General features: G+C 40.7%; 10 protein-coding genes and 1 riboswitch. Of the genes, 5 read left to right on the plus strand and 5 right to left on the minus strand.

The window, feature by feature from the left end; genetic code table 11:
- Positions 1–10: 10 nt before the first annotated feature.
- The 4 genes from PHO71_RS10945 (at position 11) to PHO71_RS10960 (ending at position 6,040) form a co-directional block, all read left to right on the plus strand.
- Positions 11–1,021: a DUF4973 domain-containing protein gene (locus PHO71_RS10945; protein WP_300203023.1), complete on the plus strand. Its 1,011-nt coding sequence runs from the start codon at positions 11–13 to the stop codon at positions 1,019–1,021.
- Between the two features lie 346 nt (positions 1,022–1,367).
- Positions 1,368–1,558: riboswitch (cobalamin riboswitch) on the plus strand.
- A gap of 34 nt (positions 1,559–1,592) precedes the next feature.
- Positions 1,593–3,986 (plus strand): anaerobic ribonucleoside triphosphate reductase, encoded by a 2,394-nt coding sequence (locus PHO71_RS10950; protein WP_300203026.1) that lies wholly within the window; start codon positions 1,593–1,595, stop codon positions 3,984–3,986.
- 42 nt (positions 3,987–4,028) lie between these two features.
- On the plus strand, positions 4,029–4,487 hold the full coding sequence (gene nrdG, locus PHO71_RS10955; RefSeq protein ID WP_300203029.1) for an anaerobic ribonucleoside-triphosphate reductase activating protein: 459 nt from the start codon (positions 4,029–4,031) through the stop codon (positions 4,485–4,487).
- 149 nt (positions 4,488–4,636) lie between these two features.
- Entirely contained in the window at positions 4,637–6,040 is a 1,404-nt protein-coding gene (locus tag PHO71_RS10960) for an MFS transporter (RefSeq protein ID WP_300203031.1), read from the plus strand.
- A gap of 191 nt (positions 6,041–6,231) precedes the next feature.
- Here PHO71_RS10960 and PHO71_RS10965 read toward each other — a convergent pair whose 3' ends face one another.
- From PHO71_RS10965 to PHO71_RS10975, 3 genes are all read right to left on the minus strand, one after another.
- Positions 6,232–7,320 carry a 2-aminoethylphosphonate--pyruvate transaminase gene (locus PHO71_RS10965; protein ID WP_300203034.1) on the minus strand — a complete coding sequence of 363 codons (1,089 nt, stop codon included), beginning with the start codon at positions 7,318–7,320 and terminating at the stop codon, positions 6,232–6,234.
- 237 nt (positions 7,321–7,557) lie between these two features.
- On the minus strand, positions 7,558–8,346 hold the full coding sequence (gene phnX / locus PHO71_RS10970) for a phosphonoacetaldehyde hydrolase (protein ID WP_300203037.1): 789 nt from the start codon (positions 8,344–8,346) through the stop codon (positions 7,558–7,560).
- Between the two features lie 41 nt (positions 8,347–8,387).
- Positions 8,388–9,758, minus strand: a complete 1,371-nt coding sequence (locus PHO71_RS10975) for a DUF5690 family protein (RefSeq protein WP_300203040.1) — start codon at positions 9,756–9,758, stop codon at positions 8,388–8,390.
- 190 nt (positions 9,759–9,948) lie between these two features.
- Between PHO71_RS10975 and PHO71_RS10980 the strand changes: the two genes are divergently transcribed.
- Positions 9,949–10,830 (plus strand): hypothetical protein, encoded by an 882-nt coding sequence (locus PHO71_RS10980; protein ID WP_300203043.1) that lies wholly within the window; start codon positions 9,949–9,951, stop codon positions 10,828–10,830.
- Positions 10,831–11,092: 262 nt separating this feature from the next.
- Here PHO71_RS10980 and PHO71_RS10985 read toward each other — a convergent pair whose 3' ends face one another.
- Together PHO71_RS10985 and rseP are read right to left on the minus strand one after the other, a co-directional pair.
- The gene (locus PHO71_RS10985; RefSeq protein ID WP_300203046.1) at positions 11,093–13,396 is read right to left on the minus strand and encodes a GH92 family glycosyl hydrolase; all 2,304 of its coding nucleotides are present in this window, start codon (positions 13,394–13,396) and stop codon (positions 11,093–11,095) included.
- Between the two features lie 36 nt (positions 13,397–13,432).
- Complete coding sequence (gene rseP / locus PHO71_RS10990) at positions 13,433–14,788, minus strand: RIP metalloprotease RseP (RefSeq protein ID WP_300203049.1); 1,356 nt, start codon at positions 14,786–14,788, stop codon at positions 13,433–13,435.
- Positions 14,789–14,950 lie beyond the last annotated feature (162 nt).

A 14,950-nucleotide genomic window follows, 5' to 3' on the forward strand; every position in this document is an offset into this window, starting at 1 on the left:
AAAGAACAATATGAGAAAATTATATATTTTAGGAATGATGCTGGGAGTCTGCGCAATGTTCAGTGCATGCAATGACGAATGGAAAGAAGAACTTTACAAGCAGACGATTTCTTTCAAAGCACCCTTAGGAGGCAACGGTCTGAGTGAAATTTATGTACGTTATCAGCCGGATGGGACGGGAATATTCCAGTTGCCGGTTATTGTCAGTGGTTCGAAAACCAATGATCGGAATATCGACGTAAAAATAGGCGTAGATCAAGATACACTCCAGATACTTAACCAAGAGAGGTTCCCCATAGGTCGTCAAGATCTTTGGTATCTGCCCCTTGCGGAACAACATTATTCTTTCGAATCAAACGTTTGTCATATTCCTGCAGGACAGAGCATACAGCTCTATCCCATCAATTTCAACTTTGAAGGGTTGGAATTGGATGAGAAATATGTGCTTCCGCTGACAGTCGAGGAGGATCCTTCTTATATGCCAAACAAATATAAGGGACGTTATAAAGCACTACTGGGAATCAATCTGTTTAATGACTATTCCGGAACTTACAACACCACACTGATGAACATTTACATCGAAGGAACTTCATCAGACCCAGCTAAGGTAGATACGCGTATAGCCCGCGTGGTGGACGAAAATACCATTTTCTTCTATGCCGGTTCAACTTGGGTAGAAGATGAGAACCGTTCCAGATATAAAGTATTTGTTGAGTTCGAGGAAGGGACAGTGGACGCGGAAGGTGCTATTAAAGGAAAGTTGAAGCTGTATGGTGAAGAAGGTTCAGAGGGAACCAATATTCAACCGATAGGAGAATGTACGTATGAGAAACGAATCGTTCAGCACGAAACTATCAAGTATATGGAACGCCATCTTACTACACTACAACTGAATTATAAGTATACGGATGTTACTAATAATCCACATTATCCGATGACTTATGAAGTAAAAGGCTCCATGACTATGGAACGACAGATCAACCCATTGATTCCGGACGAGGATCAAGCTATTCAATGGTAAGAAAAAGTATCTGTTTATTAATGTAAAAAAAGACCGGATTTCACACAAGGAATCCGGTCTTTTTATTTCCTGATTAAATGATACTCTGTAGTAACTATATATATGCAAACAAAACAAGATCCTTACAGAAAAAAGATACTGGCTTTTATTTAAGAAAAGACACTCAGTATCACAGTTCTATATTCAAAACCACTATATTGAGCCTTTGTAGGCTCAAAAATACGATAGTTTCTTCCAAATCATTTCTTAAAAGTTTTCCAAAACGGAAAACTTTCTGTATCAGCATGAAAGAAAAGTTTCCCAAAATTTAATGTTAAAAGTCATCCGGGCTATCACATAATCCTTTATCTTTGTAACCGGTTTCAGCACTAAAAAGAGGTTTAGTCACGAGGGAACGCTGTGCAAATCGGCGACAGTACCCGCTGCTGTAATTCTCTGAGAATCCGCACACTAATGTCACTGTATCCGTCACGGATATGGGAAGGCGTTGCGGAGGAGAGATAAGTCAGAAGACCTGCCGGAACCCAATCAAACCATAATTATTAATTAAAAACTTTCGGGAGTTAAAGTTATGAACTACGCGGAAATTTGTATCATCAAACGTGATGGTAAGAGAGAAGATTTCTCTATTAGTAAGATCAAGAATGCAATTAGTAAGGCATTCAGTGCAACAGGTGTTCAGAATGAGCAACAACTAATTGCTGATGTCACGATGAGTGTTATCAGTCAGTTTGCAGCTCCTACTATTACTGTGGAAGAAATCCAAGATTTGGTAGAGAAGGAACTGATGAAAGTACGCCCCGAAGTTGCCAAGAAGTACATTATTTATCGTGAATGGCGGAATACGGAACGAGATAAAAAAACTCAGATGAAGCACGTGATGGATGGCATCGTGGCTATTGACAAGAACGATGTGAACCTGAGCAACGCCAATATGAGCAGCCACACTCCTGCCGGACAGATGATGACATTTGCTTCGGAAGTAACTAAAGACTATACTTATAAGTATCTACTCCCAAAACGTTTTGCTGAGGCACATCAGTTAGGAGATATTCATATTCATGACCTCGATTACTATCCTACTAAGACAACAACTTGCATCCAATATGATATGGATGATCTCTTCGAGCGTGGTTTCCGCACTAAAAATGGCAGTATTCGTACTCCGCAAAGTATTCAGAGCTATGCTACGCTGGCTACCATTATCTTCCAAACGAATCAGAATGAGCAACACGGTGGTCAGGCTATTCCGGCTTTTGACTTCTTCATGGCAAAAGGGGTAGCTAAATCATTCCGTAAACACCTGGCTTCACTGATCAATTTCTATATTGCTATGGAAAATGGAAGTCAGGCTAACGAAAAATCAATCCGAACACTAATTAAAGAATATTTCCCTTCTATCAAATCGAGTGAGCTGGAACGCGAAACGTTACGTATCGCTCTGGTTTCCTTGCAAATCAATATTGATAAGGAGCATCTCGTAAGGATTATAGAGAAAGCATATCAGCAGACGCAAAAAGATACGCATCAGGCAATGGAAGGCTTTATCCATAACCTCAACACAATGCACTCCCGCGGTGGCAATCAGGTTGTATTTAGTTCCATCAACTATGGTACAGATACTTCTGCCGAAGGTCGCATGGTTGTTGAAGAATTACTGAAAGCAACTATCGAAGGACTTGGAACACGCGGGGAAGTTCCTGTATTTCCAATTCAGATTTTTAAAGTAAAAGATGGTGTTTCTTATTCGGAAAAGGATTTTGAAAAGGCAATGCAAATGGAAAACATCGAAGAAGCAATGAAGGAACGTTATGAAGCTCCAAACTTCGATTTGTTACTGAAGGCTTGTCAAACTACAGCAAAAGCTCTTTTCCCGAACTTCATGTTCCTGGATACGCCATTCAACAAGAATGAAAAGTGGAAAGCAGACGATCCGAAACGTTATATATATGAGTTGGCAACAATGGGATGCCGTACCCGGGTATTTGAAAATGTAGCTGGAGAAAAGTCTTCTCTGGGACGTGGCAACCTTTCATTTACTACATTGAATATGCCTCGTCTAGCTATCGAAGCCCGTATCAAAGCCGAGAATCTGGTAGATGATGAACGCAACAAAGATGCCATCGGACAGAAAGCAAAAGAAATTTTTATAGAATCCGTACGCAATATGGCTACATTAGTAGCTGATCAGCTTTATGAACGTTACCAATACCAGCGTACTGCTTTAGCACGACAGTTTCCTTTCATGATAGGTAACGATGTTTGGAAAGGAGGCGGTGCATTAAATCCGAACGAACAAGTTGGCGACGTTCTCCGCAGCGGTACACTTGGCATCGGTTTCATTGGCGGACATAATGCGATGGTGGCTCTTTATGGAGAGGGTCACGGGCACTGTCAGAAGTCATGGGATACACTGTACGAGGCAATCATGGAATTGAACAAAGTAGCGGACGAATATAAAGCTAAATACAGCCTCAACTACTCTGTACTTGCTACCCCTGCCGAAGGACTTTCCGGACGTTTCACCAAAATGGACCGACGCAAATATGGTAAGATTGAAGGTGTGACGGATCGTGACTATTATATCAACTCTTTCCATGTAGACGTAAAAGAGCCGATCAGTATTGTGGAAAAAGTAAAACGTGAAGCTCCATTCCATGCCATCACTCGTGGCGGACACATCACCTATGTAGAACTGGATGGAGAGGCTCAGAAGAATATACGTGCTATCGTCAAGATTGTGAAAGTGATGCACGACGCAGGGATCGGATACGGATCGATCAACCATCCGGTAGACACTTGTAATAACTGTGGATACAAGGGGATGATCTTCGACAAATGCCCGGTATGCCAAAGTGAAAACATTCTTCGTATGCGTCGTATCACCGGTTACCTGACGGGTGATCTCAGTTCATGGAACTCAGCCAAACGGGCGGAAGAAACAGATCGCGTGAAACACAATTAATAAAAAGGATGAAAAAGAAAGCATTCTTAATTTTTTCTTAGTATGTATTTATTAGGAACTTATCCCGAGACGATTGTGGATGGTGAAGGAATCCGGTATTCTATATATCTTGCCGGATGTTCTCATCATTGTCTTGGTTGCCACAATCCGGAAAGTTGGAGTCCAACAGCGGGAGAACTGCTGACAGAGGAACACATCAGGAAGATTATTCGTGAAATTAAAGCGAATCCTCTGTTAGATGGAGTGACTTTCTCCGGGGGAGATCCTTTCTATTATCCCGAAACATTTCTCTTACTTGCAAAAAGAGTGAAAGAAGAAACGAGAATGAATATTTGGTGTTACACAGGATATACTTATGAAGAGATTAAGAAAGAACCTAGATTGAATGTAATTCTTCCTTATATAGATGTGCTGGTGGACGGACGTTTCGATCAGGATCTCTTCTCTCCTTATCTGAAATTTCGGGGAAGTAGTAATCAACGGATACTTCGATTGAAATAGAAGAATGTAAATTTTGACTGTATTTTATCAATCGGGGAAACAAACTCTACGCTAAAAAAACTTATTTTTCAAAGAAAGCAGAAACACGTACATCGTTGTTTTGTTTATTTTTACGGTAGTAATTATTAGTATTTGAAAAATAAGTTTTTATGGTACAAACAATCAACCCAACTCAAATAGACGAAGCCGACGGATTACCAATGCCAAGACGAATCTGGGCAGTGGTTTCCGTCGGTTTTGCTCTCTGTATGTCGGTGCTCGATATCAACATTATCAATGTAGTGCTTCCTACACTTTCGCACGACTTCGGTACTTCTCCTTCCGTTACAACATGGATCATCAACGGCTATCAGCTAGCTATCGTTATATCTCTGTTGTCTTTCTCATCACTTGGAGAAATCCTTGGTTACCGTAAAGTGTTTCTTACAGGTATCGGGATGTTTTGTATTACCTCATTGATCTGTGCTTTGTCCGATTCTTTTTGGACGCTGACAATCGCCCGTATCTTTCAAGGGTTCAGTGCGTCGGCTATAACGAGTGTAAATACAGCACAGTTACGATCTATTTATCCGAAAAGTAAAATCGGACAAGGGATGGGAATAAATGCAATGGTAATTGCCATATCAGCTGCTGCGGGTCCTTCAGTGGCAAGTGGCATTCTATCGATTGCTAGTTGGCACTGGTTGTTTGCCATTAATGTACCTTTGGGGATTACGGCATTGGTGATAGGTATCAAGTATCTTCCCCGTCAGGAAGAACGGAGCAAACGGAAATTTGATACCATTAGCGCAGTGGCAAATGCAATAACTTTCGGTTTACTTATTTATACATTAGATGGTTTCGCCCATCACGAGAAGATTGATTTTCTTATTTTCCTATTGATTATAGTAGCCGTGGTAGGGACGTACTATGTACGTCGTCAGTTATCTCAGACAACTCCATTGCTTCCATTGGATTTATTGAAGATACCTATTTTCCGTTTATCTATTATGACATCTATCTGTTCGTTTATTGCTCAGATGTCGGCAATGGTGTCACTCCCATTTTTCTTGCAAAACACATTGGGGCATAGTGAAGTAATGACGGGACTTTTACTTACTCCCTGGCCTTTGGCCACTTTGATCACGGCTCCGCTAGCTGGATATCTGGTAGAGCGCATTCACCCGGGAATACTCGGAAGTATTGGTATGGGATTATTTGCCATCGGGTTGTTCTCACTTTCAAGTTTAACTGCCGAATCATCGGATATCAGTATCATCCTGCGTTTAGTGGTTTGCGGGGCCGGATTTGGTCTATTTCAGACTCCGAATAATAGTACGATCATCTCTTCTGCCCCCACAAATCGGTCAGGAGGAGCAAGTGGTATGTTGGGGATGGCACGATTATTGGGTCAGACTTCGGGTACTACTCTTGTGGCATTAATATTCAGTTTTGTTATTCACGACCGAAGTACTTCTGTTTGCCTGATCGTTGGAAGTGTCTTTGCTGTTCTTGCTGCTATCATCAGTAGTCTGAGATTATCGCAACCCTCGACATTGGAAGTGAAAAAATAGAATAAAAGAAAAATAATGCAAATATAATAAGGCACGGATTTTGTGGATTTTATGGCTATAAGAGCTGTAAAACCATTGTTATCCGTACCCGATATCTTGATTTTAGACAATTATACTTCTGTCTTAGTGTGTAAGGAGTTCAATACATCACGTTCATTTTTGACCACCCTACTTGTAGAACTATTTATTTGTTAATAATTTGTCTCACGAACAGCTTCTACCAGACGGCGGAAATCATCCGGATGCACATCACCGATATTGCCGATACGGAAGGTGTCGGCTTTGGAGATCTTTCCCGGATAAATCACAAATCCTTTGGCTTTCAATGCCTGATAGAAGGCTTTGAAATTGAACTCTTTGTGAGGATAGAGGAAAGAAGTAATGATTGGCGACTGAATGCCGTCATCCAACAATGTCCGGAATCCGAGAGAACGCATTCCTTCCACCAGGATACGATGGTTCTCGCAATAACGTTGGTAACGAGCCTCTACTCCACCCTCTTCGAGCAACTCTGTCAATGCTTGTTTGAAAGCACGCACTACATGAGTAGGAGAAGTAAAACGCCATTTGCCATGACCTTTTTCCATAGTTTCCCATTGATCGTAAATGTCCAGAGAAAGTGAACGGGCAACACCTTTGCAACGCGTCAGCTCTGAACGACGGGCTATGATAAAACCGAATCCGGGCACTCCCTGAATACATTTGTTAGAGCTACTGATTAAAAAGTCTATACCCAGTTTATCTACATCAATTGGAATTCCTCCAAAGCTGCTCATACAGTCTACAATAAGCTTCTTACCGTGCATCTTAACGATATGCGACAGTTCTTTAATGGGATTCAGAATACCGGTAGTTGTTTCACAATGTACAAATGCCACGTGGGTGATGTCTGAGTTGTTACTCAAATAATCATCTACATACTCCAGAGAAATTGGTTCTGTTTCTTCAAAAGCCAGCATATCATAGTCAAGATGATAGTATTCGGCAATATTTCCCATTCGGTCGCCATAAGCTCCATTGCTACAAATCAACAGTTTATCTTTTGAAGTGATAGTAGCTCCCAATACAGCTTCCACACAATAGGTACCACTTCCCTGTAAAAGAACAGAAGTGTACTCTTCGGTATTACTAGTGGCAATACTTACCAACTCTTTACGCAATTCTTGTACGATGCCGAGGTTGTAATCTTCATCCCATGTACACCAGTCGGTCATCATGGTTTCTTTTACTGTTTCTGAAGTAGTGAGAGGTCCGGGAGTTAAAAGTAAATATGGTTTCATAATCATTTTCTGTTTAAAAGTAAGTTGATAAAATAAAAAGTAAATTTAAACTTATAAGTACGTTATCACCGTTAGCTTGATACAATATATTTCAAGCACGGATTATACAGATTAACACTGCTTCCTAATCTGATTATAACACGAAAAACCGTGAAATCCGTGCCAGAAAAATGGCTTCTTGAACATACTTTAATAAACTACTAAATCTATTTGTTGATATACATGATAGTGTAAAAATCAATTCAGTCTTGCATTAATCGTTTCAATCAATGTGGGAAGTTCTTCCATCGTACGAATGACATAAGAGGCTCCTGCAGCAAGCATACGCTCTTCAACGTCTTCAATGCGTACTTCCAGTTCTGTGGCAGAAAGAGTTTTTGTTTCCTCCTCGGTCAATGCCATTTCGTTGCTACCGAGAATTACGCCCACACTCCATACTTTGGCGTTTACACCTTCTTTGATATCGGCAATTGTATCTCCAACTTTCACTACCGTATCCAGACAAGGTACTGCAAGTCTGGTAAGATTCTCGAAAATCATATAAGGAGCCGGGCGTCCGGAGGGAAGAAGGTTTGGAGTTGCACAGTAATCAACGCGATAACCTTTTGCAAGGGCAGTTGGAAGTACGACATCCATCATTTCACGCGTATATCCGGTAGTGGAGCCAATCTTAATACCTTCGGCACGAAGTTTCTCCAATGTAGGGATTACTCCCTGAATAGGATCGGTGTAGTTTTCGAGAGAAGCAAACAGATGCTTTTCAAAAAGACGGTTCAGCTCTACAACATCCTCTTCTGTCCATGCACGTTGGTAACGATTAAGAAATTGTTCGTTTACTTCAGACATTGACAATAGTTCACGGATGTGTTGGATTTTAGGCAATCCCATCGGTTTGCGAGTTTGTACCACGTCAATCACCAGTCCTTTCTCGGCAAATGCTTTGATGAATGCCGCAACGGGTGCAAAACATCCATAATCAACGGCAGTACCTGCCCAGTCCATAATAATACATTCAATCTTTTTCATTCTTGCTTTTATATATAAGTTGTTTATTAAATACTTTTCCATCAGTAAGACAATGCTTCTTCTTTTGCTACTGTGCCATTCTTTAGCCAAGACTTCTCTCCATTCTGAGATTCAATTGTAGCAGTTTCAAGTGTACCTTTTCTATAACGCTGTATCAAGTATACCAAAGAAATAGTGAATGCAACACAACAGACAATTCCTACCGTACCTGCCATTGTATTATAGAATTCGAGCCAATTAAGGTCCGGATTAAAGCATTCTTTGAATAACAATACCAGTACTGTGCCTGTATATCCGATGGAGTCGATCATAGCGATGAAGAATCCTACATTTCCCTTGATGCGGAAGCAGGCAATAAAACGGTCGAAGAATATCGTCTGAAAACTGAGATAAGAGAAATAGAGACAGAGGCTTTGAATAAATAACCATACTAACGGAGACAATTGCAATGTATGATAATTGAAAGCTACGAAGCTAAGTGTAACAGCTCCGGCAATGACTAATATCAAGAGAGTAGAGAGTACCTTTATATGGCTTTTCATCAATGCCAGAGAAGCAAAGACTGCCAAGATAATAAGAGTGACTATTCCGTCTACTTTAGCAAATATCCAGGAAGAAAAACCGGCTGCATTGACATCGACTATTTTCACCAGGAAGTCTTCTTTTACATCCTGAAGTACAGTTAGAAAGAGGTTTGCGAAGAAAAGCAGTGTCAGTACAGGGGCAAAGTTGCGGAAGAGACTCCAGCGTTGTTGTTTATTTAAAGTAATTCGTTCCACTCGTAATGCTTTGTCCTCAGCAGTAGGTTTGGGAAGATGGTCGAGCAGATAGCCCAATCCTGCCAGCAGAGGCAGTGCGACTGCACCAATTAAAGCCGGCATCCAAAATTCACTGACGTGCAAGGTATTGACTACAAAAAGCCCGATTGACTTAGCCGTACCGCTACTCACCGCAATGCTCAGTCCGAAAAGAGAGGCTAACAGATCGGTTACGCGTCTTCCTTCGAGGAAACTGAAAATGACACCCCACATACATCCCAGAGAAAGTCCGTTGAAGAACAACGCTAATACATTAAAGGGTTGGGGAAGGCATCCGAAAAGAACTAAAGAGAGTTCAGCAACCAAAATGGAGACAAGAATGAATTTCAGGCGGCCTTCTCTCTTTAGCTCAGAAATAAGTTTGATCCCGATAAACTTGGATACCATGTATCCGAATATCTGGATGATGCTGGTTGCTATCTTATAATCCATGCCAAAAAGTTCCATACCGTCGAATGTAGCAGCCGTGAACGGTTTGCGAAGTGCATAAACTAATGAGTAAGATAGCAGTGCCGCTCCTCCTGCATAAAGGATAAAGAGTATATCTGAAAGTTTCTTTTGTGCCGAGGGCGACAGTTTTTCTTTGAAATTCATAACACATTGTTTTTTGTTTCCGATGCAAAATTAGGGCGCAGAAACCAGCGAAAAAATGAATTTCAATGAATCATATTGTATATTTTAGGCTTTTGATGTATTGAAATATTAATGTAATATTCATGCAACAGGAACATAATATAACAGTCATTTCTTTGCAACATAAATCAATTTTACGACTACTCAAATCATGGATGAACTGACAGAGATATATAAAAGAATAGAGTATCTACGCAATAGCGGAGTAAAGATGAAAGAGATTGCTGACCGGGTGGATATGGCTCCAAGTGTATTGTCAGCTTTATACTCCAGTGTTTTACCTGCTTATATTGATCTTCTGAAAACCCGTACTCCGGATGATGCCTTGGACGAAGCACTGGCATTAGTGAATAATGTTTCCAAAAAACGCTTATTAAATAATGTAAGCTCTATGAAATTGTTGCTTCTCGAAATGGAGCCTGAACAACAGGGGGAAGCGGATAGTGGAAACCCTTTGGTCAAATTACTAGGAAGGGAAATGAAAGAATCTGTACAGGATGTTTTCAATTACAGCGGGATTTATCTTAGTTATAGTCTCTCTTCTTCGACGGATAGTCTGAAAATTGAACCATATATGATTTGTGCATCCGATAATTGTGAATATGTAAAGGTGGGCATGATCAATGCTTATAAATCTGTTCATTGGGGAGGAGGCATTATCAGCAATCATCAGAATTCTTATCTGATATTTAATGAACGGGACTTGCCACAATTTGCTCTGGTCACTATCTACCTGCAACTCCCGCATTATGAATTCCCCAATATGCTGAAAGGGCTGTATCTCTGTCTGGATTACAATCACAATCCAATAGCACGTCGTATAGTGCTGGTGAAGCAATCCGATAGTACGGATATTAATGAGTTTTTAAAAATGGAGGGACAATTGGTTCCAAAAGAAGAACTGACACCGGAATTAGAAGCGTATTACAATTATACTTGTCAGGAGGGAGATTATATCAAAACTTGTACTGTACCTTCGCCAAAGCTGGATGAAACGGATCTGGAACGGGAGAAAAAGATGTTGAGAATATAGCGTTTGGTGGACATATATACTCATCATGCCAGATATATAAATCCACTATACTGGGCAATATATATCTAGCGTGCTGTCTATATATGCCCGACAAAGAGATAATGTTCTTCTTTTTAATGAAATAAAATAGCCTCTCAAACAAGGTTATATGATCTTTCAAAACATTGGAAAGAAAAATAAAAAGATGGACGGTCTCTGAAAAAAATATTGAGATGTTTGAATTCAATCTTTGAGAAGATATAAACAAATTACGATAGACCTTTTACTTAGAAATTGAAAAAGGTAAATCACCGTCACCACTTCCCCACTCTAAAGAAGGTTTTTCACCCATAACGAGTTTCAGTGTTCCTCCGTTCATCATATCAAAATGACTCAAATAATTCTTAGTATACGGTTTTCCGTTGAGAGTTGCCGATTGAATATAGATATTCTTGTCGCTGGTGTTCTTTGCTACGACTTTAAAAGTCTTTCCGTTCTTCAACCGGATCGTTACTTTTCGAAAAGTAGGGCTTGCCATTACATATTCAGGAACTCCGGGACACACCGGATAAAATCCTAAAGCTGCAAACGCATACCAAGCGGACATCTGCCCGGAATCGTCATTACCCGATAATCCTCCCACATCCAACAAGTATTCTTCTTCCATAATACGACGGATATGCTTTTGAGTTTTAAACGGCTTTCCTAACCAGTTGTAGAGATAGGCAACCTGATGACAAGGTTCGTTTCCATGCCAATATCTGTTCTCTGAAAACATAGAATCCAGTTTGGCTTCAAAAACATCTTTACCCCCCATTCTATGCATCAAACCCTGAATATCCTGAGGAACGTACCAGGTATAGTGACACGGATAACCTTCGGTGATGTAAGGTGCAAATACAAACGGATTAAAATAATCAATAAAAGATCCGTTCTTGTGCCTTCCTCTTGCATATCCTGTGGTAGGATCAATCATATTCTTATAATTCAACGCTCTGTTCCTCAACAACTCTGCATCTTCTTTCTTACCCAATTTCCGAGCTACCTGAGACAGTACGAAATCATCATAAGCATATTCCAAGGTACGAGAAACCTGCTCACCTCTATGAAATGCTTCTTTTACGGGATCTTCCATAGGAATATAGCCGTATTCCATATAAGAAGCCAGTCCCCTACGCCCCTTACCATCCGCATAATCTGCCAAATCAGCCGGAGATTCAAAAGCATTCTTACGCATTCCTTCATAAGCTTTTTCCAGATGATGAACGGGAATATCTTTCATAACTGCATCCCCTATCATAGCTATGGCATGATCTCCTACCATTGCAGAAGTATAACTATTCCAGCAAGGAAAAATTGGCAACCACCCACCTTGTTCATATTTTGACACTAAGGATGCAACCATATCAGCACCTTTTTCGGGACTCATCAAATGCATTAAAGGCATTAATGCACGATAAGTATCCCATGCACTGAAATCATCATAATAGACAAAAGAGGAATCATTGACTATCGAATCTTTTAACGAAAAAGCGGGATATGTACCATCCACATCACTGTATATTCTCGGCAAGATGGAGCAACGGTATAAGGCACTGTAGAACATCTTTTTGTCATTTTCGTTGTCAGTCTCTACTGAAATGGACGACAAATGTTCATTCCAGCGTTCTTCGGTGGCAAAACGTATCTTTTCAAAATTCCATCCGGGAATCTCCGTATCCAGATTACGGGATGCAGCATCGGTACTGGTAAAAGAGGTTGCTGCTTTTACCGTCAGCTTCTCTCCCTCCTTTAACTTAAAGCCGATATACGCTCCTAACTCACGCGTGCCTTCCATCTGAGTAGCATCCTGCAAACGTTCTTTCTCGTTATATACTCCATATACAGTGAAAGGGCGATCGAAACGAACTACAAAATGTCCACTGAATCCTGCAGGTTTCCCCATTCCCTGATAAATTCGATATACCGGATTATAGCCTCTGATTTCCTGTTTTTCTACATCAATGGTAATAGAACCACTACGGTGATCATTATTAGGAGTGATGACTACATATACAGAATCTTCTTTTGCAACCGTATACCGGAATATAGCGCCCCTGTCCGTAGCAGTCATCTCTGATAAGAACCGGGAGTCGGGAAAACGAACCGAATAATAGGCAGGCGTACCTACTTCATCATCATGACGAAAAAAGACCTTTCTATCTTCCGACAAACATTTCAATGAACCGCTCATTCCCATAATGGTGTATGAGCCGTAATCTTGAGCACAGCCTCCGTTTATCCAATGTGAAGCACGAAAACCGTAAAACAAGGAGTCTCTATAATAATAAGGAGCAACGCATTTATTCTCTGTCAATCGTGTCTGAGGAGTCCAACTGTTCATCCCATTAGGAGTTAATACGGCAGGAATAGTCTGACCTAATTCCTCCGTACCTTTCCCGTGGGCATTAGCTGCTTTCGTTGTACTGGGAGAAGTGCCGATAAAGATATTCACCCAATTTATCGGACGTGTCCGTTCCGTCTTCATTGTAAAAGCGGCTAACAGACACCCCAATAATACGATACAGCTATATTTCATTTTATTCATAGTAATCAGACACACTTACGATTGCAGGTTCAAAAGCTAGAAGAAAAACCTCAATATATCGTTAAAGTTTGCCCAAATCAGTAAGCCGAAGAGCAGAATCATTCCGGCCATCTGAGCATATTCCATAAACTTGTCGCTCGGTTTACGACGTGCTATAATCTCATAGAAAAGGAAGAGCACGTGACCTCCGTCCAATGCAGGAATCGGAAGGATATTCATGAATGCAAGGATAATAGACAAGAACGCAGTCATGTACCAGAATTGATGCCAATCCCATGTTGCAGGGAAAATGCTACCAATGGTTCCGAAGCCTCCCAACTGTTTTGCTCCTTCTTTTGAGAAGAGATATTTCATGTTTCCTACATATCCTTTCAGCGTTTTTACGCCCAATGCGACTCCTGCAGGGAATGATTCGAAGAAACTATATTGTTTCTTTACCATCGGCAGAAGACGTTCTGTTTCGATACAAGCGTTTACACCCATCAGATAAGCTGTATCAACTTGCATAGTCAGAGTATCAGTCACACCGCCACGTACATAAGTCAATGTGATCAAGCGAGGATCAATGCTATCATTACGAAGTGTAGCTTCATTCTTTTTACGCTCTGCCATAGCTTCTTTAAAGTCAGAATAAGAAATGGGCTTACCATCTAAAGCTATGATACTATCACCCGGTTGAACACCGGCAAGGGCAGCCGGGGAATTGACTCTTATACTATCTACTACATACGGGAAACGATATGAAGCAAAACGGATACTGTCTGTCATTAAACGCTGCATCATATCTTCGGGGATGTATACAGAAGCTTGCTTACCGCCTCGAAGTACACTTACTTCACGGGCATCAGCAACCTGACTCAACATATCACCATCATAACGTACAAAAGGTACACCGTCAGCAGACAAGAGAATATCTCCGTCTTTGAAACCTATGGATTTAGCTGTTTCATTGAAATCCATTCCAAGGGGAACATCTTGAACCTTTATATATTGGTCGCCCCATGCAAAAAGGATCATAGAATAGATAAACAGTGCCAGCAAGAAGTTGAATAGTACCCCTCCTACCATAATCAACAAACGTTGCCAAGCCGGTTTGGAACGGAATTCCCAGGGCTTTTCGGGTTGTTTCATCTGTTCGGTATCCATAGATTCGTCTATCATACCAGCAATCTTAACATAACCACCTAGCGGCAACCATCCTACAGCATATTCAGTGTCACTCTTCTTGGGTTTGAATTTGAAGAGGGTGAACCAAGGGTCAAAGAATAAGCAGAATTTTTCTACACGCACCTTAAACAAACGGGCAAAAAGAAAATGCCCGCCTTCGTGAATGATGACGAGCAACGAGAGGCTCATGATCAATTGCAGGGCACGAATCAAAAATGTTTCCATATAATCACAATTTAATGCCTCTTATTAACTATCTCCTAAAGAAGAGAAGCCTGAGGCTATTTTCAATTTTATATTAATACTAATTTATTTCTCTACAATAATATCTTTTATCAAAACTGACTCAAGATATATCGAATATAAGTGAGACATTTCAAATTTCTC

It is taken from the genome of Bacteroides sp. (assembly GCF_028690125.1).
Taxonomy (GTDB): Bacteria; Bacteroidota; Bacteroidia; order Bacteroidales; family Bacteroidaceae; genus Bacteroides.